This window comes from Brevibacillus ruminantium (genome assembly GCF_023746555.1).
GTDB lineage: Bacteria > Bacillota > Bacilli > Brevibacillales > Brevibacillaceae > Brevibacillus > Brevibacillus ruminantium.
The window spans coordinates 2,888,644-2,913,236 of the sequence record NZ_CP098755.1 but is presented as its reverse complement, the minus strand read 5'-3'; the positions used below and the strand labels follow the sequence as shown (position 1 = coordinate 2,913,236).

Sequence of the window (24,593 nt, the reverse complement as noted above, 5' to 3'; positions counted from 1 at the left end):
GAGGTGAGAAGGAAATGATTCACACGCAGGTGCGTTATGAATACGGAGGAGATGAATTTGTCTTCGTCCAGCTTTCTGAAGAGATGAGCCTGGAGTCCAATTTTAAAGGAATGGCCATCACCCGGGAATTAAAGGAGCGAAACCTTCCGGGAATTGTGGATATCTGTCCTTCCAATGCTTCCTATATGGTGCGGATTGATCCGGAAGTACTTCATCCGGATGAGCTGATCCAGGTGCTCCAGGAGATCGAGCAGCAGGTGGCGGGGCTTGATCAGATTACGATTTCGTCACGACTGGTTGATGTGCCGGTGCTCTTTGAGGACCCCTGGACGCATGAAGCGGTCATGCGCTTTCGAGATCGGCATCAGGACCCGGGATCGACCGATTTGGAATATTCCGCCCGCGTCAATGGTTATGAGAGCAAAGAAGCTTTTATCGACGCGATCACCAGTTCGCCTTTTCTCGTCTCGATGATTGGCTTTGTCCCCGGGTTGCCCTGGTGCTTCCAGATGGTCGCCCGTGAAAAGCAAATTGAAGTACCCAAATACGTTCGTCCCCGGACCTTTACGCCAGAGCGAACTTTCGGCTTCGGAGGTGCTTTTGCCGTCATTTATCCCGTTCAGGGGGCAGGTGGTTACCAGATGTACGGAATCGCACCGGCACCCATCTACCAGAAGGAGCAGACGCTTCCCGATTTTCAGGACTCCATCGTGTTTCCGAAGCAGGGGGATATCTTCCGCTACCGTAGCGTGACTCGCGACGAATACGATGAGATCCGCAGGCAGGTAGAGGACGGAACCTTCGTCTACCGGAAAAAGGATTTCTCTTTTACGCCCAAGGAAGTATTGGAAGACCCCGATTCGTTCTCGGAGATGGTGCTGAGGAGGTTGTACCATGATTAAGGTGATCAAGCCAGGCTTGCAAACAACCGTCCAGGATCAGGGGCGTGTCGGCATGTATGAAATCGGCATGCCGCCGTCAGGAGCGATGGACAAATTTTCCTTTACCGTGGCTAATTTGCTGGCAGGCAATCAACCAAATGCCGCTGTACTGGAGATTACTTACATGGGACCAGCCCTCCAGTTTGAAAAAGCGATGAAGATCAGCCTGACAGGAGGCAACATCCCCCCGAAAATAAACGGCCAGGCAGTGCCGATGTGGGAGACCCTGCAGGTTCAGGAAGGCGATACGCTGACCTTTGACTTTGTTCAATCAGGGGCAAGAACCTACCTCGCCGTTGAGGGCGGCATCGATGTCCCGGTCGTGATGAATTCGCGATCCACTTACACCTTGATCGGCATCGGCGGGTATCAAGGCAGAGCGCTGGCTGAGGGTGACGTATTGGCGGTAGGGGAGATGAAGCAAAAAGATGTGCCGGTTGGAACAAAAATCGATCCCGCTCTGATCCCCATCTACGAAAAGACCCATGAAATTCGCGTGGTCGTTGGCCTTTGCAGTTATCGGTTGACAGAGGAAAGCCTGTCCACTTTTCTGGAGAGTGAATGGACAGTCACGCCGGAGGCAAACCGGATTGGGTATCGGCATAAAGGGGAGCGCTTGAAGTTTGTCGATCGAGAGCAGCCCTTTGGAGCGGGAAGCAACCCGTCCAATGTGACCGACCTGGGCTATCCGATCGGTTCCATTCAAGTGCCAGATGGTGTAGAGCCGATTGTTCTTTTACATGATGCAGTAACGGGTGGCGGTTATGCTACGATTGCCACTGTGATTAGTACTGATTTAAATCGGATGGCGCAGATCAAAACGAATGAAAAAGTCCGCTTTCGGGCTGTATCCCTGTCGGAAGCACTGGAAGCCAGGCAGCAGTTAAAGCAGCAGCTGCAACAAATAGCAGACAACATGGCCATGTAATCCATTTGATTGAGGAGGACGACGATGAGCGAGAGAAAAGCGATTCTTTCTCCACTTCCGGGAGTCTTTTACCGAAAGCCAAGTCCCGAATTGCCTGCTTACGCCCAAGAAGGAGACGTGATCAAAGCGGGTCAAGTCCTCGGGTTGATCGAGGTTATGAAAAACTTCTATGAAATCAAGGCGGAAGAAGATATCATCATCGAGCAATTCATGGTAGATAACGAATCTATCGTCGATGCCGGGCAAGAGCTTGTACTCGTAAAAAATCAAGCTTCCTGAGCAAGCGAAACCAGTCCTGGGATAAACGAGAATGAATTGCAAAGGAAGGAGGGATTTCGCTTGTACAAGGTGGACCTCAATTGCGATATGGGGGAAAGCTTTGGCTTCTATCAATTGGGAAATGATGAAGAGATGATGCAATACATCTCCTCTGCCAATATTGCATGTGGCTTCCACGCGGGTGATCCCCATGTCATGAGAAAAACCGTAGAGTTGGCAAAAGCGTACGGCGTCGGGATCGGTGCGCATCCTGGATTTCCGGATTTGCTCGGTTTTGGGCGAAGGCATATGCGGTGCACTCCCGATGAAATACGCGACTATATCCTGTATCAAATTGGAGCGCTGCGCGAATTTGCAGCCTGGTCAGGGACAAAGCTGCAACACTGTAAGCCTCACGGGGCTTTGTTCATGATGGCGATGGAGGATGAGCAAATCGCCTGCGCTATTCTGGAGGGGTTATCCGCTCTGTCAAATGAGCTGATCGTCTTCGCATTGAATGGTTCCGCATTTGAAGAAGCAGGGCGAAAAATGGGAATGCCCATCGCCCGGGAGGTATATGCCGATCGGGAGCATACAGCTGATGGTTCCATCGTCATGACGCGCAAGGGACCCATCATCACAGACAAAGGGGAAATGGCGAAGCGAGTCGTCCGGATGGTGACAAAGGGACGTGTGCGAACACCAGACGGGGAAGATGCCCACATCTTTGCCGATACGATTTGCATCCATGGAGATACACCGGGAGCTGTCGAGCTGGTAAAAGAGATTCGTTCCGCTTTCGAACAGGCTTCCATTACGGTAACGCCGGTCCGGGAAATCCTGACGTGATCGGATGTGAATTTCTGAATAAGAGGAAGAGGCGCTGATCGTGCAACACGCGATCAGCTTTTTCATTTTCTTATCTTTCAATTTGGAAACACATTTCAAAAGTGAAAGAAGAGAAGGACTGTGATAAGATACAAAGAAATAAAATATCAGGAAGTTAAAATAAATCAAAATAATTGTCCGGAGGGGTAACTTTGCTGTTCTGGAAGGATGTTTTACAAACAGTTTCCATCCCCATACCGAAAGACAGTTCCTTGCTGTTTGCCCTGCAGTCAATGGAAGAACAAAAGGTAGACCTGCTCTTCGTCTGTGACGAGCTAGGTGAAATCGTCGGTTACGTCGATAAGGAATCTGTGTTGAAACAGCTTCAGCAGCAGGAGCATCTCGATCACCGGATTGCCTATCGGGTCGATATCGTGAAAGTGCCGGAGCAGGGAGAAATCTCTTTCTATCACAATATCTCTGTCGTGCTGGGAGTGAATGAACAGGGGATGATTACCGGCTATTCCACGACCAAAGACACGAAGAACAGACTGGATCGTTTTCAGTTGCAGCAGTTTAACGAGGATTTAAAAGCGGTTTACTCCTCCGCAAGCGAACAAATTACGGTCGTCGATCAGCACGGCACAATTATTCGCGTGGCCGGCCTTTTTTTGAAAGGCTTTTGGCAGGAAGAAAAGGCGGAGCAGTTGATCGGCAAAAATCTGTATGACATGGAAAAGGAGAGGCAGTTTTCGCCCAATGTGGCAGAACTATGCCTCACGCAGAAAAAGCGTGTATCACTAATCCAGGAGTCCAAGAGCGGCAGAAAAGTATGGTCAGTCGCAACGCCCGTTTTTCACGGCGACAAAATCGAAAAGGTAGTCATCCTCTCTGAGGATATTACGGGCATACATGAGCTGCGTGCTGAGCTGGAGCTGGCTCGAAAGGAATCCAACGAGTACAAAAAGGAGCTGGATCAGCTTTTGACACAGAACAAAGGCGATCGGCGCAAGCTCATCTTTCGCTCGCATGTCATGGAGCGCCTGGTTGATGAATGTAAGCATATTGCCAAGGTTGATTCGACCGTGCTTTTGTCGGGTGAGTCGGGCGTAGGCAAGGAAGTTTTTGCCCGAGCCATCCATGAATACAGTCACCGAAGAAATGAGCCGTTTATCCGCGTTAATTGCGGAGCCATCCCGGAGACGCTGATGGAAAGCGAACTTTTTGGCTATGAAAAAGGAGCCTTTACCGGTGCCGATCAGAGGGGGAAGCCCGGCTTGTTTGAGTTGGCTCACAAGGGAAGTATCTTTTTGGACGAGGTCACAGAGCTTCCGTACAATATGCAAGTCAAGCTGCTCAGGGTCCTGCAAGAACGGGAGATTATGCGCGTGGGTGGTACTCGAACGATTTCTGTGGACGTTCGGGTCATCGCTGCGACCAACCAAAATATTCATGAACTGGTTCGCAAACAGTTATTTCGCGAGGACCTGTATTATCGCCTGAATGTCATCCCGATCCAGATCCCGCCGCTGCGCCAAAGAGTGCTCGATATTATTCCACTAACGGTTCATTTTTTGCAGGTGTACAACCGGATGTACAAGCTGGACAAAACCCTCACCAAAGAGGCGTTCCATGTCCTGGAGGGGTATCACTGGCCCGGGAACGTGAGAGAATTGCAAAACTTGATCGAAAGACTCGTGGTGACGACGAGAGGGGAGTATATCGGGGCTCGTGTTGTATTGGCCCAATTATACGGCGAGAGACAGCAAAGCATCGATAACATGCCAATCATCCGGGAGATTATGCCGTTGAAGGAAGCGGTTGAGAAAGTCGAAGAGCAGTTGATCAGTCTGGCCCTGCAAAAATATGGAACTGCCGCAAAAGCAGCCGAGATTCTGGGGGTCAGCCCGGCTACGCTGAGCAGGAGGATGCACAAACTTCTTTTCTAAAGGGGGAACAGCCTATGTTCATGCTGCCGGAGACCCGCTTTGATTTTGGCAGAGATGAATACATATTTGCAGAAATCTCCCGGGATATGAGCGAAGAGAGCAACTTCAAATCGCTGGCGATCACCTCTAAACTGAGAAAGCGGCAGATACCTGGCATCCTGGACATCTGTCCATCCAACTCTTCGTACCTGATTCGCTTCGATCCTAAAGTAATCACGGCAGGGATGCAACTACGGGCGGCGGATTTGTTACGATTGTTACGGCGATTCATGCTGATCTGGATTTGATTGCTCAGTCTCTTCCGCATACAAAAACCCGGTTTGTTTCGGTTACGGTGGACCAGGCAATTGAAGCGCGGATGCAAAAGAAAGGTGCAGGCCGTACATGATTTACTTCGATCGTAAACCAAATCATACTACTGGCGAATGATCAGAATTATCTGTATAATGGAAGTGATCCGATCGATGTGGAGCAGGAATGTACCTTCCATCTCAGATAAAGGGGGAGGAGAATTGCGTCAGCGCTACAAAATACTGGTCATCGACGATGAGCCGATCACCCGGATGGATATCCGGGAAATGCTGCAGGAAGAAGGATACGACGTTGTGGCGGAAGGCAAAAACGGTAAAGAAGCGATTGAATTGACGCAAAAGTGGAAGCCCAATCTCATCATTATGGATGTAAAAATGCCGGTGATGGACGGTTTGAAAGCATCGAGGATCATTCGAAATACTTCGAATTCAGCTGTTTTGCTCTTAACAGCCTACAGCGCAGGGGAAATGATCGCGGAAGCAGAGTGTGCAGGCGTCTGTGCCTATCTGGTCAAACCGGTATCGGAAGAGGAATTGCTCCCGGCCGTGGAGCGGGTCATCAATCGTCACAGAGAGGCGGAGTTCAACACCGTCTCCCCTTTGATCTAAAGTAAATATAGCGGAAAAAGCGATGACGCTTTGAAATGGGACGACTCTGGGTTGTCCTGATTCGAGGCGTCTTCTTTTTTGCAATAATCCACGAAAAACGGGTTCCTTGTCACTCAGGATGGGAGGCTTTGCGATGAAATTGTCATGTGTGATCCGAAAGCAGCATTACCAGTTCTCGTCAATCAGAGAAGTGCTGGCAAAGGCTAGTGAAGAAAAATCTGGGGATCGGATGAGCCGATTGGGTGCCGAATCAGCGTTGGAGAGAATGGCGGCCAAGGTCGTCCTCAGTGAAATGAAGCTGGCGGACATCTATGAAAATCCGGTCATTCCGTATGAACAGGATGAGGTAACGCGAATCATCTACGATGACCTCAATACGTTTATCTACAAAGAGATCAAAGATTGGACTGTTGGCGAGCTGCGCGATTACATCCTGTCACGCAAGGCGGGAATGCCCGAATTGACGAGACTTGGTCGGGGGCTGACCAGCGAAATGATTTCTGCAGTGGCAAAGCTGATGTCGAGCATCGATCTGGTGATGGCGTCTCAAAAGATCAGACACCAGGCGTATTGCAATACACTGATCGGCGAACCGGGAAGACTTGCTTTTCGCTGTCAGCCTAATCACCCGATTGATGATCCGGAAGGCATCCTGGCTTCCATCAAGGAAGGACTGTCATATGGTTCCGGGGACGCGGTAATCGGAATCAATCCGAACAATGATTCTGTTGAAAGTGTAACCAAGCTGCTTGTCATGAGTCATGAGCTGATGCAGCGCTGGCAAATCCCGACCCAAAACTGTGTGCTGGCCCATATCACGACACAGATGCAGGCGCTGCGAAACGGCGCTCCTGTCGCATTGATGTTCCAAAGCCTCGCCGGAACACAAAAAGCAAATGAGGCTTTTGGTGTGTCCAAAGAGATATTGGATGAGGGGATGGGGTTGATGCTGAGCCAGGGTACCGCTGCCGGTCCCAACGTCATGTATTTCGAGACTGGCCAGGGCTCTGAGGTATCGCTGGAATCTCATGAAGCTGTAGACATGCAGACATTGGAAGCCAGGACCTACGGGTTTTGCAGGCATTGGAAGCCGTTTATGGTGAATAATGTGTCCGGTTTTATCGGACCGGAGACGCTATATGACGGAAGGCAAATGATCCGCGCCGATCTCGAAGACCTGTTCATGGGAAAACTGCATGGTTTGCCGATGGGCATCGCTCCGACGTATACCAATCATATGCACGCCGATCAGAATGATCAAGAAATCGCGGGGATGCTGACGGCTTTGGCCGGCGCAAATTTTTACATGGGAGTGCCCGGCGGAGATGATGTCATGCTCAGCTATCAGGACACCAGCTATCACGATGATGCCAGTCTGCGGGAAATCCTCGGACTGCGGCCTTTGCGTGAGTTTGAACGCTGGTTGGAAAAGATGGGGATCATGGAAAATGGCCGGCTGACTGAATATGCCGGGGATTTGAGTATTTTTGATTAGAGGGAGGCGATGATAGTGAGAGAACAAGAGCTGGATGAACTGGTGAATCGGGTCTGGGTAGAGCTGCTCAAACAAAACCCTGCTTTGGACATCAGAAAAGAACAAGCTATAGCTGATCTTGCTGGTGGTGCCAGTGAGCTGATCCATTTTCCCGAACAAAAGCGGATGGGAGTAGAGCAGCCCAAAAACAGAGAGGCTCTGGAACGGGCAATGGCTCGCACACCTGCGCGGATTGGCATCGGGAGGGCAGGGACGCGCATGAAGACTCAAAGCTACCTGCAGTTCCGTATCGATCAGGCAGCAGCTCATGATGCTGTCATGAAGGATATCAGCCCGGCTTTTCTCACGAAGATGGGGTTGCCAGTGCTGCAGACCAGGTCCCAAGACATGCAGGAGTATTTGATGGATCTGGAATCAGGCCGCAAGCTCTGTGACGAGTCCGCCCGCTGGCTGGAGCAGCACGGGGACAAGCAGAGAGATGTACAAATCGTCATTTCGGATGGACTTAGCACGTCGGCGATTGAAGCCAATATTCCGGATTTGCTTCCATCCCTCCAGCAAGGGCTTGCTCTTCGGAACATTAGTTCGGGTAAGCCGGTATTTGTGCGCCGCGGAAGGGTGTGGGTCCAGGATCACATCGCTTCTATCGTCAAATGCAAAGTGGTCATCTCTTTGATTGGAGAAAGGCCGGGGCTTGCAACAGCGGAGAGCCTGAGTGCCTATATGATTTACCAGCCAAATGCTCAAACCGTGGAGTCAGATCGAACCGTGATTTCCAATATTCATCGCGGGGGTACTCCACCCATTGAAGCAGGAGCGTACCTAGCCGATCTGCTGGCGGAAATCCTGCATTGCAAGGCCAGTGGAGTGAACTACGCCAAACTGCGTTCTCGATAAAACACTGCACGGCTATCATCTTCACAATTACCCTACAGCTCGGCTATTGGCACAGGAGAACGTCCTGTGCAAGCGCTTCTTTTTTCTCCCTCGCAATGATATAATGGGAGGCATCCCAAATCGGTGGGCCCTGTGTCTTCATTCGGAGGCAAAGGGTCTTTTCGTTACGTTTTGCGGTTCCGTGCATTCTTTTTTAGAAGGGAAGAATATTACTATGAAACGCTTCAAGTTTCTCTTACTCTCGTTGCTCACAGCAGTTAGCCTCGCAGGCTGTGGCGGCGTTGGAAACACAAATCAGAACAGTCAGGCACCTGTAACAGATGAATTGAGCGGCGGAGCTTCTGCAACACAGCCGGCTGATAAGAGTGAAAAAGCAACCACGTATCCAATCACGATAAAAGATGCGACGGGTCAAGACATTACGTTTACCCAGGCGCCAGAGAAGATCGTCTCCGCATCACCAGCCGAGACAGAAATTTTGTTTGCCTTGGGGCTTGGAGATAAAGTGGTGGGGGTCTCAGATTATGACGATTATCCGGAAGAAGCCAAGACCAAGCCAAAGGTAGGGGGCGTTCTTTCGCCAAATGAGGAAGCCATCCTCTCACAAAGCCCCGATCTGGTAATTGGCGGGATTTCCATGAAAAAAGAGGTCGTCGCGAAGCTGCGTTCTCTGGATCTCAAGGTTGTCACAGTTCGACCTAAGGTCGTGCAGGATGTCATGGAAGACATCTTGCTAATCGGGCAGATTACAGACCGGCAGGTACAGGCGGAAGAACTGGTTTCCCGTATGAAAGAGGATATCCGCAAGGTGACAGAAGCAGTGCAATCCCTAAAACCAGAAGAAAAGAAAAAGGTTTATTTGGAGTTTTCAGCGGGATGGACTGTGGGAAAAGGAGAGTTCTTGGACGAGTTGATCAATTTGGCGGGCGGCATCAACATTGCTGCTGACACAGAAGGCTGGAATCCGATTAGTGAGGAAAAAATCCTGAAAGAAGATCCGGACGTGATTCTCTACGCAAAAGGCTTTACGGATGAAAAAACGGGAGAGACTTTGGAACAGACGATTCGCAAACGAAATGGATGGGACAAAATGAAAGCGATTCGGGAAAATCAGGTGGCAGGTTTGGATCACAATGTGCTTTCTCGTCCGGGACCTCGTATCACAGAAGGATTGTATGAGATGGCAAAAGCTATCTATCCGGATCGGTTGAAATAAAATGAAAAGGCGCTTGATACTCTTTGGAGGAGCCGGGCTTACACTCCTCTTCCTGTCTGTGGGGCTGAGTCTTTCCCTCGGATCTGCAGAGTTGCCGATTTGGCAGGTATGGAGCATTCTGCTACACCAACTGCCTGGTTTGGAAAGGCTGGTTCCGGTCCAATGGCCGGAGTCAGCTGAACAAATTGTCATGAAAGTGCGCTTTCCCCGGGTTCTGCTCGCCGTTTTGGTAGGCGGCTGTCTCGCGCTGGCAGGAGCGGGATTTCAGGGAATTCTGCGCAATCCGTTGGCAGACCCTTACACCTTAGGGGTTGCTTCTGGCTCGGCTGTTGGCGCATCCCTGCTGATCCTCTTCGGCTTTCAGTACGCATTTTTTGGACAATGGACCATCCCTTTCGCGGCTTTTGCCACGGGCTTGATCAGCTTATGGATGGTCATACGATTGGCCAACAACAACGGAAAAATACATATCGAGACCTTGATCTTGTCGGGCGTCGTGGCGCAGGCATTTCTCGGGTCCATTGTCTCGTTGCTGGTATCTCTGTCCGATCAGGTCGTCAATGAGATCGTCTTCTGGCTGATGGGCAGTTTGGCCTACCGCGGGTGGTCTTTTACGATGGTACTGGTTCCCTGTTTGCTGGCTGGATTTCTGATTTTGCTGGGGTATAGCCGTTCACTGAATGTATTCGCATTGGGTGAGCGGCAAGCTGCACATTTGGGTATCCAGGTGGATCGAACCAAAATCGCGGTTCTCAGTGTCTCCACATTGCTCACGGCTGTTGCCGTTTCCGTTTCCGGAATCATCGGTTTTGTCGGACTGGTTGTTCCTCATCTTGTTCGGCTGATGGCTGGTCCGGACTATCGGGTGCTGCTGCCAATGTCTGTTTTGTACGGGGGCATTTATGTGCTGTGGGCAGATACGCTTTCACGAACCTTGCTCAGTCCGACGGAAATCCCGCTTGGCGTCGTGACAGCTTTTCTGGGAACGCCATTTTTCGCCTATTTATTAAAGAAAAAACAGCGGGCAGGCAAGGGGTGAGCGTCATGATACAGGTGTCTGATCTATGGAAATCATATGGCGGACAACCGGTTTTGCAGCGTCTCCATTTTGAGGTAAAAAAAGGGGAGTTTTTCGGGATCATCGGTCCAAACGGAAGCGGAAAATCAACGCTTTTGAAACTGCTCTCCGCCATTGAAAGTCCCGATTCCGGGAATATCTATTTGGACGGAAAGCCTGCTGTCCGCATTAAACCAAAGGAATTGGCCACCTGGCTCGCCGTTCTTCAGCAAGAAACGCTTCCTCCTGTCGGGTTTACGGTTAGGGAAGTTGTTGAGATGGGAAGATTTCCTTATCAAAACTGGCTCGGAACAGAAAAAGATGACGCAGGTGCCGTTATTGATGAAATTTTGTCAACACTGGGTCTAAACGCATTACAGGATCGCACCCTTGACAAACTGAGCGGCGGAGAGAAACAACGCGTTGCACTGGCCAAGGTGATGGCTCAGCAGCCGCGCTTGTTACTCCTCGATGAACCAACGACGTTTCTCGATATCGGCTATCAGATTCAACTGCTGGATGCCGTTCACAGATGGCAGCGATCTGAAAACAATACCGTCGTCGCTGTCCTGCATGATCTCAACCTGGCTTCACTCTATTGTGACCGCATTCTGCTGTTGGATCAGGGACGACAGATGGGTGTGGGACTGCCGAGGCAGATTCTCCAGGCGGAGATGATTGACAAGGTATACGGAGTAACGCCGATTGTACTGGAGCATCCCGTTCATCACTTGCCGCAGATCATGCTGCAATCGCGTCGAGAGTAGGGAGAGTGGCTGGATCGCTTGAACCTTGAAAGGAGGCGGCTTGCGTGATTGCTCTCATCACCGGTGGCGTTCGGAGCGGAAAAAGCAGGTTTGCCACCCGTTATGCTGCTCATCTCGGCCAACAGGGGATTTTCGTCGCCACGGCGGTTCCTTTTGATGATGAAATGACGGAACGTGTCCGATGCCATCAAAGGGAACGTGAACAGTCAGCCTTTTACTGGAAAAACGTGGAGAAGCCGTATGACTTGTCCGAGTTTTTTCATGTATGGCGAAGGGATTCCGAACATAATGCAAAACAAACGGTAGTTTTGGTCGATTGCTTGACGGTGTGGCTGTCGAATTGGCTGCTTCGCTACGAAAACGACCAGCCAAGCCAAAATGTCACGAAAAAGATCGATGAACTGGTGGGCGCCATTCAGGATTTCCCTGGTACGCTCCTGCTCGTCACCAATGAAGTGGGCTACGGGCTGGTGCCGGAATACGCGTTGGGCAGGTATTTTCGCGATCTGGCAGGTATCTTGAATCAGCGAATGGCCACGATTAGCGATCAGGTATTTCTGGTCACTGCCGGAATACCGCTGGAAGTGAAAAGCAAAGCGTACCAAATCGGAGAATAAAGAAGCCAACCTCAGTGATGGAGGTTGGCATTTTTCTTTGCAGTTATCGGAAGACGTTCCAGGTTAGCGGCGGCAGCATTTTCGTGCCTTTTGTCATGGAAGAACTGCAGATCGGGCAGGTCGGTTCCTTTTCAAACGTCAAATTTTCTCTCATCCAGCAGGTACATCCATCGTTGCTGCAGGTCCAAATTGTCGTCTCCATCTCAGGTACTGGTTCCTGATTTCGTTTCGAATACAATGAAAAACACCTCCAGTTGGTTACCGTGCAGGAAGAGCCACTCTTACTAGTTTGTGTGTAAGCTGGATATTCTATGCATCCATTGGGACAAAGGAAGGACGGTTTTCACGGGAACAAAAGAAATTGCATAGACTGTGAAGAAAATTGTATGGCAACGGCTAATTACCCAGCAGTTCACTTCACGCAAGGGGGATTTCAGGTGAAAAAAATCAGGGCGGCCATCATCGGAGTTGGAAACTGCGCTTCTGCCTTGCTGCAAGGGCTTTCTTATTTGCAGATGATGTAAAGGAATATTCGATCATAGTAAAAAAAGGTGAGGTGTTGGACAGTATCTCTCCCCATATGAACGCTTTTCCGGAAGAGCGTCGTTTTCATCTCTCTTCACAAAAAAGTTGCGACGTTGTCAAGGAACTCAAAGACAGCGGTGCTGAGAAGGTTATCAATTTTTTACCGTTCGGAAGCGTATGTGCTACGGAGTTTTACGTGAACGGTGCCTTGGAGGCCGGGGTAGCCTTTATCAATTGCATCTCTGTGTTTATCGCCTCTGATCCGGAGTGGGTGGCCAATTTGAACGGGCGGGACTTCCCATCATCGGCGATGATATCAAATCTCAGTTGGGTGCAACGATCATCCATCGTGTTTTGACACGATTGTGCGAAGAACGGGGGATTCGTCTAAATCGCACGTATCAGTTAAATATTGGCGAAATACGGATTTCCTCAATAAAGATTGTCTCCCAATAGTGCGGGTATCGTCGTGGATGTCATCCGCTACTGTAAATAGCTTTAGACCGAAGCTTGTCTGGCGTTATCCCCTCTGTAGCAGCCTACGCCGCCATGAAGCATCCCCTCATTCAGTATACGGATCAGGAGGCAAATCGCTTACTGAGTCAATTTATTGAAGATGTATCCCCCCTTTGATGGAGCGAACCTCTCCGCATTCCCGGAGGGGTTTTCTATTACCTTCAGCCATCAGCCGTTTCCGTTTCAGGTAGAGAGTAATACCATGAAAGAGAAGTCCAGTTATACTCGTTCTGGAGCTGAACAAAAGATCAGCTTCCCAGGTACTTTGGGCAGCAGCTCCTGATACTCGTCCGATTTGATCCCCAGACGGGCTTCCTAAAATTTCTCTGACGGGATGTGGAAGATATTGATGTTTGCGGTAATGGACACCGTGATAGCTGCCTTCTTCCGAAGTACTGTAAAAAATGGTTACGTCATGCCGTATGGCCAATATTCTGGTGATCTGGATCAATGCTCCCTGGGAACCTCCGACTCCTTTCGATTCAAGGTGACTGTCATTCCAATCAAAGAGGAATCGTAGTATAAAGCGATCTTCATAGATCCCCCTTTCCCCCAAAATCGGGTTTTACCATATTGTATGTACGAAGCAAGTACGTGTTGACATCAATATTTAGGGGAAGGAAAAATGACTGACAATCCAGACAAAAAGCTTGTTGGTCAGCGTTGTGATTCCGACATGGAACCATTCTTCAATGCTTGCCTTATGTCTAGCGAGCCTCCACGATACGAACACTGATGTGGGTGTATGGGCTGATTGTCATTGATGACAGCAGTCAGGCGGATGAAAGCGAAGAGATAGCCAAACTGGTGCCAAACAAAACAATGAGGTGCAAGATTAGCACCTCATTTATGTTTTTCTCGGGATTTGTTGTACACTTCCAGGGTTCTTTCAATAGAAATTCCACGAGATGCGATACTTGCAACGTGGCGGCCAGCGTTTCCAATTCGGACTTTTGTGCACCATCGCCGGCAAACAAACAGATGAAATCATCTCGTACCTGGCGAAGCAGGGATAAAGCTTCAATTAGATAGCGCTGTCCCTTGTATGGCACCAACCGTGCGGGACAAATGAAAACTAGCATTCCGTCCGGACGGGGATTGGATTGGCATGCATTTGCTTGTGCCAAGATGTTGCTCGTATCTAATCCAAACGGACGGGATAACGGTCAAATCAGGAGTGCAAATCAGCAAGCAAAGGGCGGATAATGTTTTGGACAGCTTGCGTGATCTGCTCAATCTTTCGTTTGCTCTCCGCCAAAGTTGAGCCTTTTACTCCGATATAACATTTGAGCTTGGGCTCAGTCCCCGAAGGTCGCAAGCAAAACCAAGATTCATCTTCGAGAAAATATTTCCGTACGTTTGACCGTGGCAGAGTCAAGGCCCGGCGTTGGCCCTGCAAGAGATCCTGACGTTCCCCCGTCTGGTAATCTTCGATAGCCGTAGTCAGCAGCCCGGCAAAGCTTGTGTACGTTTGATTGCGAAAATGCTCCATTACGGATGAGATACGTTCCATGCCCGCTTTACCTTTTTGCGTGAAAGTCATCAGCATTTCCCGATAATAGCCATGCTTGCGATATAGTTTTTCCAACTGCTGTTTCAGCGTACGTCCCTGCGCTTTGTGAAAGGCGCACATGTCAGCAGCGAGCAAAGCGCTCTGGATGCCGTCCTTATCGCGGATGTGATCGCCAAAAACATATCCGTTGCTTTCTTCCATCCCAAACAGAAAACGATATTCTCCGGTCTGTTGATATTCCGACATCTTTTCACCTATGAATTTGAATCCGGTCAACGTATCGACAGTGGGGATCCCGTATTCACGCGCAATGGCTGTGCACAATTCGGAGGAAACAATCGTCTTCAGGACGACCCCATTCACAGGCAGGATACCGCTTCGTGCCATCGCGGAAAGGATGTAATCAAGCAACAAGGCTCCCAGTTGATTGCCGGTCAATACTTCATAGGTTCCGCTATCGGTCGGTATCGCTGCACCCACTCGGTCCGCATCCGGGTCTGTGGCGAGCAAAAGATCTGCCCCTGCCTCACTTCCGTATTGAATCGCTCGGGAAAAAGACTCGGGGTCTTCCGGATTAAGAACAGGCGCATGACGGAAGTCCGGGTCAGGTGCTGCTTGCTCGGTAACCACGAGAGCGTGAGCAAAGCCAAAGCGCTCTAAACCACGACGCCATATCTCATAGGCTGCACCGTTCAAAGGGGTGTAGACGATGGATGGTTTCTCCGTTACGCTTCCGTATGGCAGGGCACGAGGGCGGAGTGCTTCCAAACAAGAAAAATAGGCCTCGGCTAACTCATCAAACACAGGGAGCAGCAAACCACTTTTCTGAAGCGCATCCTGTGTCATGGTCGGGATAGCAAGCTCATCAATAATCTTGTTCATTTGATGCATCACGTGCGATGCTGTCTCAGGCGTTAGCTGGCAGCCGTCAGCGTCATATAGTTTGCAGCCATTATCAGTCGGCGGGTTATGGCTTGCTGTAATCATGACACCACCCACGGCTTTGAGGTGGCGGATAGCAAAAGAAAGTAGAGGAGTAGGACAGACGCGTTCAAAGAAAAAAACGCGAAACCCATGATTGCCCATTAAACGGGCTGCTTCCCAGGCAAATCTGCTGGATTGATGCCTGGGATCATAGGCAATCACGATGCCTTTTTCTTTCGCGAAGTCCTTGTTTTGCAATAAATACCGCGCGAATCCTTCCATGACCTTTCGAACCGTATACGCATTCATCCGGTTAGGCCCGGGTCCCATCTCTCCACGGATTCCACCAGTCCCAAAATCTATATTTTGGAAAAAGCAGTCTTCCAGCAGCAAATCCCTCTCTTTTAAAACGAGCAACTGCTGACGCATGTCAGCATCCATGTCCGGATGATCTAGCCAATACTGGAACCTTTTACGCCAAGTAAGCATGTAGAAGACCCTCCAGGTTCGTATGAGCGATGCCGCTTTTATTGGACATTGTATGTAAATCTCACTGAGCCGCAACGGCCATTTATCCATAGGAGAGCGGCCAACTGTCATTCCCCTTCGAAACCCTTTGAAACGACAAGTTTCCGCAGAACATCCGGTATATTGATACACGCACTCTCGGGGTTTCACTCATATGGATATTACATCTGACCACACATTGAGTGAAGCCGAAAAGGGGTGCGATTTCATGAGACTTGTCCTGCTCTCTGGAGGATCGGGCAAACGATTGTGGCCGCTTTCCAATGATTCCCGATCAAAACAATTTCTCAAAACGCTCAAAAGCTCTGACAACGAGTGGGAATCAATGCTTCAGCGAGTCTGGAGACAGTTAGGCCAGCAAGGCTTGCAGCGACAAACATACATTTCCTGCAGTCAGTCACATGCCGAAATGATTCACAATCAAATCGGTTATGACGTGACGCTCATTGTAGAGCCGGAGAAGAGGGACACGTTCCCCGCCATTTGTCTGGCTGCTTCTTTCTTTTCTACCAAAATGGGGTTGGATCGAGACGAAGTGATTACTGTGATGCCGGTTGATCCGTTTGTCGATTTGGACTTCTTTGAGTGCGTGCGAAATATGGACGAGGTCCTATATGAATCAGGAGCCGATCTGGCCTTGATAGGCGGTATCCCCACTTATGCCTCTGAGAAATATGGATACATCGTACCGGTTAAACAGATCAATCAGGCGACAGTCTATCAGCGGGTACTCAGATTCAAAGAAAAACCCTCACCCTCTGAAGCGGCACTGCTAATCAAGCAGGGAGCACTTTGGAACTGTGGCATTTTTTCATTTCGTTTAGGTTATCTGCTCGATCTGTTTGAGAAGCGTGGTTGGCCGACGGATTTTGCGGAGCTGTGCAGCGTTTATGATCGATTGCCAAAGATTAGCTTTGATTATGAAGTCGTCGAAAAGGCGCGTTATGTCGTCGTCTTGCCATATGCGGGCAGGTGGTCTGATCTGGGGACCTGGAGCAGCATGACAGCGCACATGGAAACGAAGCTGATCGGCAAAGGGTTCGTCAGCGAAGACTGCAAGGATACTCATCTGATCAATGAGTTGGATATCCCGATTGCCGTGTTGGGAGTATCTGATATGGTAGTAGCAGCCAGTCCCGATGGTATTTTGGTAGCAGACAAAAAAGTAAGTCATCGGATAAAAGATATTCATCACATCGAACAAAGACCGATGTTTGAGGAACGAAGGTGGGGGGCGTATCGAGTATTGGATTACCAAAGAATGGAGGACGGCACAGAATTTTTGACCAAACGGCTTCAGCTCTTGGCGGGTCGAAATCTGAGCTATCAATACCACCTGTTGCGCAGTGAAATCTGGACAGTTGTTGCAGGAAACGGTGAATTTGTCCTTGACGGGAAAAGCATGCGGCTCGGGCCGGGGGACGTGGTCAAAATTAGCGCCGGAGCAAAGCATGGCATCAAGGCCCTTACCGATTTGGAAATCATCGAAGTGCAAATGGGCACAAGGCTGATCGAAGAAGATATTACCAGGCTCTATTTTTCTTGGGATGAGCTGATGCACTCCCTGCAAAAAACGGCGGATTGACTGGTAAGCAATAAGTGTCCTCTTGTTCGGGACGAGAGTGACACTTTTCATACATAAGGAAAGAAGACATTCATGGGATTCATGAAAGTGAGAATTGCCAAACATCGCCACTGTACATTATGATGGATGAGCGATGGAATCCATCTGCATAAATATACATCTGCGTGAGTCAGACAAAAGAGAAATGGAGGAGTAGTATGTTCGCAAAAAAAGCGGCAACCGCCTTGTTGCTCGCTTCGTTACTGGTTCCGTCCATCGGACATGCACAAACGGAGAGCGGAACGAAGTCCGGTGTTCAGTCTGCCGATTTGATCTTACAAAACGGCGCTGTGTACACCGTGGACCGCAACCGCAACTGGGCAGAAGCAGTGGTGATCAAAGGGGACACGATCGTCTTCGTCGGTTCAAACGAGGACGCAAAGGCCTATGCCGGAGCACAAACCAAGGTAGTAGATTTGAAAGGGAAAATGGTGTTGCCGGGCTTTATCGACAGTCATACACATGCAAGCAAAACTACAGGAATGATCTATACGGTCGATTTGTTTGACCTGGAGACGTTGGACAACTACGTCCAAGCTGTAAAAGAGTTTAAAGAGAAGTTCCCGAATGAAAAAGCAATCCAGGGTCGCGGATGGACGAACTCAGTGGCCACAGGGATTGGCCCTCGCAAGGAAACTCTCGATGAAGTAACCAAAGAGATCCCGATCGCGCTTACTTCAGATGACGGCCACTCTCTCTGGGTGAACTCAAAAGCACTGGAAGTGGCAGGGATTACGAAAAGTACAGCCAACCCGGAAGGCGGCTTGATCGAACATGATCCGCAAACCGGTGAACCGTCCGGAACGCTCCGCGAAAAGGCAATGGATCTGGTGTTGAAGAAAATTCCAGCTCTCTCCGTCGAGCAGTATATGAATGGAATTCTCGAGTATCAGAAACTGGCAGCAGAGCGCGGGGTAACGACTGCGCGCGACCCTGACATGCTGCGCTATCCGAATGTACTGGAAGCCTATCGTAAGCTCTCGGAACAAGATAAGCTGAATGTCCGTTTCCGCAATGCTTTTACAGCCGACCCTGATAAAGGGCCAGAGCAGGTCCAGGAATTTATCAAGCTGCGGGAGCAGATCAAGGGGCCTCATTTTCAGGTAAATGCAGTAAAGATATTTATGGACGGTGTCGTAGAAGGTGGTACCGGTTATCTCGAAGAACCTTACATGCACAAACATACGAACGGCCAACTCATTTGGAACCCTGCTGTTTATAACGAGACAGCGGCTGCGCTCGATAAAGCGGGATTCCAGCTGCATGTTCACTCGATTGGGGATGCGGCTACCCGGATTACTCTGGACGGTTTTGAATACGCCGAGAAAAAGAATGGAAAACGGGATGCTCGTCCATCCGTTGTGCATTTGCAATTATTCAATGAAAATGATTTGCAGCGCTTTAAACAATTGGGAGCCGTAGGAATTCCGCAACCATTCTGGTTCATGAAAGAAGCCGGTTTCTATGAAGAGATTGAGGTGCCGTACCTGGGACGTGAACGTGCAGAGCGGGAATACCCGATGAAGAGCATGATCAATGCGGGCATCATTATGGCATCGGGCAGTGACTATATCGTGACACAGGAGTTTAATCCGCTGATTGGTATTCAGCAAGGGATCACTCGGATTGAGGAAGGAAAATCTGATTACCAGGATATTGCCAACCCGATCGAGCGCGCCACGCTCGCTGACATGATCGCTAGCTTTACGATTGACGGTGCTTATTCCACGTATACAGAAGACATTACTGGTTCGATTGAAGCAGGCAAAAAAGCGGATATTGTGGTGCTGGAGAGAAATCTGTTTACCATTCCGGCAGAAGAAATCAACAAAACGCAAATTCTCTGGACCCTTTTCGAAGGAAAAGAAGTGTATCGCAGCGACAGCTTTAAATAAGACGTCGCACCTAATCAAATTGTTCAAAACGAAAGCTGTCTTTCAAGCCTAAGTTGCGCTTGATCGGCAGCTTTTAAATTTTCCCTAGGGAAACTTTTTTGTATATGTACAAATTATTTTCCTTCGTGTAAACTAAAGTTGTAATGATCCAAGATGGGAGGAAAGAAAAGTATGGAACTATTTACGTTGCCAAAACTACATTATGGTTATGATGAGTTGGAACCTCATCTGGACGCGAGAACCATGGAAATTCATCACAGCAAACATCATGCAACCTATGTGGCCAACTTGAACAAGGCGTTGGAAAACCATCCCCAGCTTTACCATGCAACTCTTGAAGAACTGATCGCAAATTTGGACGAGGTCCCTGAAGAAATTCGGATGGCAGTCAGAAATCACGGCGGTGGACACTATTCGCACAGTTTATACTGGTCCGTAATGACTCCAAACGGGGGTGGGAAGCCATCCGGTGATATCGCGAAGGGAATTGAAAAACACTTCGGAAGCTTTGAACAATTGAAGGACGATTTGACCAAAGCGGCAATCAGCCGATTTGGTTCGGGCTGGGGATGGCTTGTTGTGGAAGGAGACAAATTGGAAGTGATGAGTACCCCCAATCAGGATACACCCCTGATGGTAGGGAAAACGCCGATTCTCGTCGTCGATGTCTGGGAGCACGCTTACTATTTACAGTATCAAAACAAGAGACCGGATTTTGTTGCCTCTTGGTGGAATGTTGTCAACTGGGAAGAAGTCAACCGCCGCTACAATGAAGCGACTCGGTAAATGCTTAAACCTTGTAGAAGCGGCGCGCTGCTTTTGCAAGGTTTTTTTATCTGTCTTAAAGCTCTCTCATTTCACAGTAAAGGAGGTTCTTCGTGAATAAACATGCGGCTATTTTTTGGAAACATTCAACCAAGAGAGAAATCTTGCTGATGCTAAAAAAGCGAGGTGCTGTAAGCGCAAGGGATATGGCGGAGCAACTTGGGATTTCTCAATTTGCCGTTCGTCGGCATCTCTATGCTTTGCAGAACGATCATTATATCCAGGCTGATACTCACCGTCAAAAATTTGGAAGACCGAGCAGTGCCTATCATCTAACGAGACGAGCCGAAAACATATTGCCTCATACCTATGGCAAATTAGCCACAGAATTAATCGAGGGAATGGAGGACTTGTTCGGCGATTCATTCGTCACAAGGCTTTTCGAGCGTAGAATGGAAAGAATGAAGAGCAAGTATCGACAGGAAATGGATGGACAAAATTTTGATGAGCGATTGGCAACGTTGGCCGCTCTTCAAAATCAAGAAGGTTTCATGGTTCAGTTCGCAAAAAAACATGATGGCGAATACACGTTTGAAGAAGTAAATTGTCCTGTTTTACAAGTAGCAAAACAATATCGCCTAGCTTGTGATTGCGAGCGCAGGCTGTTTGCTTCTTTACTTGACGCAGATGTTGAACGTACCCGGTGCATAGCAGACGGTGACGAGAAATGCTGTTACCGGATTATAAAAAAACAAGACGAGTGAATAGAACTATGGAGAGAAACGGAACTGATCACCTCTAAAAAACGCTCATAGGTCAAATGTTCCGAAGGTATTCAAAAGAAAACAAAGAAACCAAGACGAAAGATGCCGGCTATCCATCATGAATAGGATGCCGGCATTTTTGGCTTATATTTGGTATATAATCTGATGGCTGGAGAACTCAGCTTACACCACGGATTGCTTCATTTTTTCCCCTGCCGGCTGAGAGCTTTGATGCGGCTGTAAAGAAAATTTCGTTTTCATCCATAGGGCTGCCGCAAGCAAAATCACTCCATTTAGAATGAACACGGTCTTGATCGGAATCCAGCCCCCCAGAAATCCACCCAGAACAGGACCGATCATCGTGGCAAGCTGGGTGGCAGATTGGTTCAGGCTGAAGGCCCTTCCTCTGAAATCGGAATCCGTAACTTTGACAATCAGCGCATTGAGAGCAGGGTAGACGGCTGCGAAGAACAGACCATACAGAAAGCGCAAGATACCAAATCCATATAGATTGGTGAAAAAAATCTGAAGAAGGTTCCCAACAGCTCCGCCCAACAAGCCAAAAAAGAGAATCTTACTATACCCGATTTTATTTCCGAGTGCTCCCCAGCGCGGAGCCGCCAGTACTGTCGCAATCCCGACAGCGGAAAAGATAATGCCGGCACTGAGTGAAGCGTCTTGCTGGCTGGCACCAAGCTGCAGGACGTAGACTGTGATCAGCGGTTCGAGCAGCATGACGGAAATGGTGACAACCATCGCCATGCCCAGCACCTGGACAAACGGACGATTGGCCATCGCGGTACGGATATCCTCGGAGACGTGAGAACGCTCGGCAGACCGGTTCATATTCGTCTCCTTGACGAAAAAGGTGGCGATCAGCGCGGCGATTAGTACCACGAACGCTGAGAAAAGAAAGGCTTCCCGATTTCCCCACAGATGGCTGACAAACCCGCCAATCAAGGGACCCACAATACCGCCTGTCGCTCCAGAAGTGGCCATGATTCCGAGGGCGTACCCAACATTCTTTTCTGGCGTATTGGTAGCCACCAGTGCGATGGAGGCGGGTACAAACCCGGCTAACAGTCCCTGTAAAATACGAAGCAAGAGAAACAGATAGGGGTCTTTGACCAAATAGGTTAAAAAATATAAAACGGCCAAGCTGTAACCCGACCGAATCAACATGGGCTTTCTCCCATATTTGTCCGCAAGGGACCCCCAATAGGGAGAGATCAGCGCGCTGGCCAAAAAAGTGATCCCAAACGAGATCCCGGCCCACGCTTCCAGATGTTCATTTACGCCCAAAGAGCTGTGCAGAAATATGGGGAGAAAGGGAATCGAGATCGAATAAGCGGAACTGCAGAAAAAAACACCGAGCCATAAAACGATTAAATTTCGTTTCCATGAGAAAGTCATGATGAAACACAACCTTTGCTACAAGTCAATAACGTTCACAATATGTTCATCTTACCATTGAAAGACGACTTGGCGTAATCAAGAAAAAACATGATCGTAATTACAAAAGGTGAATAGAGAACAAGCATCAGGTATGCCTCGCAAAGAAAATTCACTGAAACATAAGGGAAAGTCATCCGTATATCTTAAGTGGCGTCTATCGAATACAGCTCTGGAAACACAGAGGTCACATCCCCCGAAGAGAGGGAACCTTTTGAACAGAAAAAAGTCGGGATTCCTGCATGGAGGAACCGCCGACATTTTCTGCCGCTGGTTAAACTGAACGAAAGGCCATCGCTGGTATCACTTTACGAGCTTATGCCGAAGGGCCAGGGCAACCGCTTGCGTGCGGTCTTCTACACCCATTTTTTGTAGAATGCGATGAACATGAGTTTTTACTGTTCCTTCTGAGATAAAGAGATTCTGGGCGATTTGGTCGTTGCGAAACCCATACGCAAGCTGTTGCAAAACATCCAGTTCTCGTTCGGTCAGCTCTTCCAGCAAGATATGGCCTTTTTCCGTCGGTTGCGGATGGTCGCTTTGTTGACTGTGAAGAAGCTCCGCCAAGGCCTTGGCAGCGGTGCCTGTATGAAACAGGACGGCACCCTCAAAAGCGCTGCGGATCAGCTCCAGCATTTCCTGAGAGTCGGCATCCTTCAGCATGTAACCGACAGCACCAGCTCTGATTCCATCGACTACGTAATTTTGAATGTCAAATGTCGTCAGGATCAGCACTTTGATGTGCGGTGCTTGTTTCAGGATTTCGCGAGTGGCCTCGATACCTGTACATTTAGGCATTTGGACGTCCATCAAAATCACATCCGGTTTACAGGAAGCGGCTGCCTCAATCGCTTCCAAACCGTCTGCGGCTTCGCCGACGACTTCCATGTCCGGCTGCATCTGGATCACGTAACCCAGACCCTGTCTGATCATCGTCTGGTCGTCTACGAGCAGCACCTTTATTTTCCTGGGTAAATGTTTATCTTCTGTCACCATTTTTATCCCTTCCTACGCATGATCCTGGTACGGTATAGACACATGGATTTCAAATCCATGAGGAGCAAGTACAGAGTATGTGAAGACACCTTTCAGCTCCGTCACGCGATCTTTCATGCTGGTCAATCCGAAGCCTGGTGTGACCGAGCTTTGATTCGTGAGCCCGCCATTATCTCGGATGGTGAGAATGAAATGTGTATCGCTTTGGGCCACAATGACTTGCAGCTCACTTGCGTCTGAGTGCCGCAGGGTGTTTGTTACCGCTTCCTGCAAAATACGATAAAAGGAAATGGAAATGGATTGGGTAAGGACAAGCTCAGGGTCCTCTGCTATCAGTTCACAGTGCAGCCCAGTATTTTTTTCGGTTTGTGAAAGAAAAGCTCGCAGCGGCGCCAGGCCCAATGAAGTTTGGTCGGTCGCCAATGTATGGACGGAACCTCGAATGTCCTCAAGACTATGCTTCGCGACAAAGAGCATGTTTTGCACAGCTTCTTGCGCATCCTGCGGGCCGTTTTTCAGCATGAACTTCAGGGCGTGCAGCTGAACGATGAGGGAGGTTAGTGAATGCCCCAGTTGATCGTGGAGATCACGGGCAATTCTCGTCCGCTCTTCCAGCACGGCCAGCTGCATCGTGTGAACGGCTGCTTCCTGCAGCTCATCGTGGGCTTCCTTTAACTGAGCCAGCGTTTTTTGTGATTGTTCCAAATGAATCTGGTTTTGATGAAAGGCCTCATATTGCATGCGATAGCCTTTTGCTCCGACAAAGCACCCGACGTAGGTAAGCACAAAAGAAAGGATGTGAGCCCACTCGGTGGAAGGGGAGATGATGATCAAAAACAGACAGATTAACCCCAGACCAGTCCCGTAGATAAGCGCTCTGCGGTCTTCCAAGCGTCCGCCGAGAAAGATCGCAAGCGGGAACATCAAACCGAGGCTTTCTGCACCACCAATGATCCCTTTCAAAATGGTCACCAGTCCGAGCAGGATTGCTGCGAGCTCCACGCGTAAGGGATTCCAAAATCTCTTCGGACTCCAAAACAAAAAAAAGTGACAGAAGAGAATGAGGAGTGAAAAAGCGAATTGCAGGGAGGTTTCATGCATGTAAGAGTTGGGTATCAGAATCAATACGATCAGCGCAAAAAACCAAATGGTAAAGAAGCGCTGTTTGACAACCTCCCAAAATTGCCTAATCAACATCCATTCCCTCCTTTCTGGGAA

Annotated in this window: 27 protein-coding genes; 21 read left to right on the top strand and 6 right to left on the bottom strand. The window is 49.2% G+C overall.

All coding sequences use genetic code 11. The features are described from left to right. The first annotated feature begins 14 nt into the window (after nt 1-14). The 14 genes from NDK47_RS14335 to cobU all read left to right on the top strand — a co-directional run bounded on the left by NDK47_RS14335 (nt 15) and on the right by cobU (nt 11,873). Complete coding sequence (locus NDK47_RS14335) at nt 15-902, top strand: 5-oxoprolinase subunit B family protein (RefSeq protein ID WP_251870444.1); 888 nt, start codon at nt 15-17, stop codon at nt 900-902. After that, nucleotides 895-1,869 carry a 5-oxoprolinase subunit C family protein gene (locus tag NDK47_RS14330; protein WP_251870443.1) on the top strand — a complete coding sequence of 325 codons (975 nt, stop codon included), beginning with the start codon at nt 895-897 and terminating at the stop codon, nt 1,867-1,869. The genes NDK47_RS14335 and NDK47_RS14330 overlap by 8 nt, the downstream gene beginning before the upstream one ends. Nucleotides 1,870-1,893: 24 nt before the next feature. Next, nucleotides 1,894-2,148 (top strand): acetyl-CoA carboxylase, encoded by a 255-nt coding sequence (locus NDK47_RS14325; protein WP_251870442.1) that lies wholly within the window; start codon nt 1,894-1,896, stop codon nt 2,146-2,148. A gap of 60 nt (nt 2,149-2,208) precedes the next feature. Further along, the gene (locus tag NDK47_RS14320) at nt 2,209-2,976 is read left to right on the top strand and encodes a LamB/YcsF family protein (RefSeq protein WP_251870441.1); all 768 of its coding nucleotides are present in this window, start codon (nt 2,209-2,211) and stop codon (nt 2,974-2,976) included. 191 nt (nt 2,977-3,167) lie between these two features. Then, nucleotides 3,168-4,904, top strand: coding sequence for a sigma 54-interacting transcriptional regulator (locus tag NDK47_RS14315; protein ID WP_251870440.1), 1,737 nt, complete (start codon nt 3,168-3,170; stop codon nt 4,902-4,904). A gap of 14 nt (nt 4,905-4,918) precedes the next feature. Further along, nucleotides 4,919-5,191, top strand: coding sequence for a carboxyltransferase domain-containing protein (locus NDK47_RS14310; protein WP_251870439.1), 273 nt, complete (start codon nt 4,919-4,921; stop codon nt 5,189-5,191). Then, nucleotides 5,158-5,292, top strand: a complete 135-nt coding sequence (locus NDK47_RS14305; RefSeq protein WP_322112103.1) for a hypothetical protein — start codon at nt 5,158-5,160, stop codon at nt 5,290-5,292. Before NDK47_RS14310 ends, NDK47_RS14305 begins: the two co-directional genes overlap by 34 nt. Nucleotides 5,293-5,416: 124 nt before the next feature. Next, nucleotides 5,417-5,824 carry a response regulator gene (locus tag NDK47_RS14300; protein WP_251870438.1) on the top strand — a complete coding sequence of 136 codons (408 nt, stop codon included), beginning with the start codon at nt 5,417-5,419 and terminating at the stop codon, nt 5,822-5,824. Between the two features lie 133 nt (nt 5,825-5,957). Beyond that, the gene (locus tag NDK47_RS14295; protein WP_251870437.1) at nt 5,958-7,319 is read left to right on the top strand and encodes an ethanolamine ammonia-lyase subunit EutB; all 1,362 of its coding nucleotides are present in this window, start codon (nt 5,958-5,960) and stop codon (nt 7,317-7,319) included. A 15-nt stretch (nt 7,320-7,334) separates the two neighbouring features. After that, the gene (gene eutC, locus NDK47_RS14290) at nt 7,335-8,216 is read left to right on the top strand and encodes an ethanolamine ammonia-lyase subunit EutC (protein WP_251870436.1); all 882 of its coding nucleotides are present in this window, start codon (nt 7,335-7,337) and stop codon (nt 8,214-8,216) included. Between the two features lie 214 nt (nt 8,217-8,430). Further along, a complete protein-coding gene (locus tag NDK47_RS14285) occupies nt 8,431-9,432 on the top strand; it encodes an ABC transporter substrate-binding protein (protein WP_251870435.1) in 1,002 nt (333 codons plus the stop codon). 1 nt (nt 9,433) lies between these two features. Next, the gene (locus NDK47_RS14280) at nt 9,434-10,471 is read left to right on the top strand and encodes a FecCD family ABC transporter permease (RefSeq protein ID WP_251870434.1); all 1,038 of its coding nucleotides are present in this window, start codon (nt 9,434-9,436) and stop codon (nt 10,469-10,471) included. Nucleotides 10,472-10,476: 5 nt separating this feature from the next. After that, complete coding sequence (locus NDK47_RS14275) at nt 10,477-11,256, top strand: ABC transporter ATP-binding protein (RefSeq protein WP_251870433.1); 780 nt, start codon at nt 10,477-10,479, stop codon at nt 11,254-11,256. A 44-nt stretch (nt 11,257-11,300) separates the two neighbouring features. Continuing rightward, the gene (cobU, locus tag NDK47_RS14270; RefSeq protein ID WP_251870432.1) at nt 11,301-11,873 is read left to right on the top strand and encodes a bifunctional adenosylcobinamide kinase/adenosylcobinamide-phosphate guanylyltransferase; all 573 of its coding nucleotides are present in this window, start codon (nt 11,301-11,303) and stop codon (nt 11,871-11,873) included. Nucleotides 11,874-11,916: 43 nt separating this feature from the next. On the opposite strand, the gene NDK47_RS14265 is transcribed toward cobU, so the two are convergent. Beyond that, nucleotides 11,917-12,075, bottom strand: a complete 159-nt coding sequence (locus NDK47_RS14265; RefSeq protein WP_251876167.1) for a cold-inducible protein YdjO-related protein — start codon at nt 12,073-12,075, stop codon at nt 11,917-11,919. Between the two features lie 184 nt (nt 12,076-12,259). Here NDK47_RS14265 and NDK47_RS14260 point away from each other — a divergent pair, with 184 nt between their 5' ends. The 3 genes from NDK47_RS14260 (at nt 12,260) to NDK47_RS27840 (ending at nt 12,854) form a co-directional block, all read left to right on the top strand. Beyond that, nucleotides 12,260-12,397 (top strand): hypothetical protein, encoded by a 138-nt coding sequence (locus NDK47_RS14260; protein ID WP_251870431.1) that lies wholly within the window; start codon nt 12,260-12,262, stop codon nt 12,395-12,397. A 197-nt stretch (nt 12,398-12,594) separates the two neighbouring features. Further along, nucleotides 12,595-12,756, top strand: a complete 162-nt coding sequence (locus tag NDK47_RS14255) for a hypothetical protein (protein WP_251870430.1) — start codon at nt 12,595-12,597, stop codon at nt 12,754-12,756. After that, the gene (locus tag NDK47_RS27840) at nt 12,726-12,854 is read left to right on the top strand and encodes a hypothetical protein (protein WP_407653443.1); all 129 of its coding nucleotides are present in this window, start codon (nt 12,726-12,728) and stop codon (nt 12,852-12,854) included. Before NDK47_RS14255 ends, NDK47_RS27840 begins: the two co-directional genes overlap by 31 nt. 833 nt (nt 12,855-13,687) lie before the next feature. On the opposite strand, the gene NDK47_RS14250 is transcribed toward NDK47_RS27840, so the two are convergent. Together NDK47_RS14250 and NDK47_RS14245 are read right to left on the bottom strand one after the other, a co-directional pair. After that, nucleotides 13,688-14,041 (bottom strand): glycosyltransferase, encoded by a 354-nt coding sequence (locus tag NDK47_RS14250; RefSeq protein ID WP_251870429.1) that lies wholly within the window; start codon nt 14,039-14,041, stop codon nt 13,688-13,690. 44 nt (nt 14,042-14,085) lie between these two features. Beyond that, nucleotides 14,086-15,840 (bottom strand): phospho-sugar mutase, encoded by a 1,755-nt coding sequence (locus tag NDK47_RS14245; protein ID WP_251870428.1) that lies wholly within the window; start codon nt 15,838-15,840, stop codon nt 14,086-14,088. Between the two features lie 247 nt (nt 15,841-16,087). Between NDK47_RS14245 and NDK47_RS14240 the strand changes: the two genes are divergently transcribed. The 4 genes from NDK47_RS14240 to NDK47_RS14225 all read left to right on the top strand — a co-directional run bounded on the left by NDK47_RS14240 (nt 16,088) and on the right by NDK47_RS14225 (nt 20,927). After that, nucleotides 16,088-17,464, top strand: coding sequence for a sugar phosphate nucleotidyltransferase (locus NDK47_RS14240; RefSeq protein WP_251870427.1), 1,377 nt, complete (start codon nt 16,088-16,090; stop codon nt 17,462-17,464). Between the two features lie 197 nt (nt 17,465-17,661). Next, nucleotides 17,662-19,398 carry an amidohydrolase gene (locus NDK47_RS14235; protein ID WP_251870426.1) on the top strand — a complete coding sequence of 579 codons (1,737 nt, stop codon included), beginning with the start codon at nt 17,662-17,664 and terminating at the stop codon, nt 19,396-19,398. Between the two features lie 171 nt (nt 19,399-19,569). Continuing rightward, nucleotides 19,570-20,184, top strand: a complete 615-nt coding sequence (locus NDK47_RS14230) for a superoxide dismutase (protein ID WP_251870425.1) — start codon at nt 19,570-19,572, stop codon at nt 20,182-20,184. 92 nt (nt 20,185-20,276) lie between these two features. Further along, the gene (locus NDK47_RS14225) at nt 20,277-20,927 is read left to right on the top strand and encodes a helix-turn-helix transcriptional regulator (RefSeq protein ID WP_251870424.1); all 651 of its coding nucleotides are present in this window, start codon (nt 20,277-20,279) and stop codon (nt 20,925-20,927) included. A gap of 183 nt (nt 20,928-21,110) precedes the next feature. Here the strand turns inward: NDK47_RS14225 and NDK47_RS14220 are convergent, their stop codons facing one another. The 3 genes from NDK47_RS14220 to NDK47_RS14210 form a co-directional block, all read right to left on the bottom strand. After that, nucleotides 21,111-22,340 carry an MFS transporter gene (locus NDK47_RS14220; protein ID WP_251870423.1) on the bottom strand — a complete coding sequence of 410 codons (1,230 nt, stop codon included), beginning with the start codon at nt 22,338-22,340 and terminating at the stop codon, nt 21,111-21,113. 342 nt (nt 22,341-22,682) lie between these two features. Then, the gene (locus tag NDK47_RS14215; protein ID WP_251870422.1) at nt 22,683-23,375 is read right to left on the bottom strand and encodes a response regulator transcription factor; all 693 of its coding nucleotides are present in this window, start codon (nt 23,373-23,375) and stop codon (nt 22,683-22,685) included. 12 nt (nt 23,376-23,387) lie between these two features. Continuing rightward, nucleotides 23,388-24,572: a sensor histidine kinase gene (locus NDK47_RS14210; protein WP_251870421.1), complete on the bottom strand. Its 1,185-nt coding sequence runs from the start codon at nt 24,570-24,572 to the stop codon at nt 23,388-23,390. Nucleotides 24,573-24,593 lie beyond the last annotated feature (21 nt).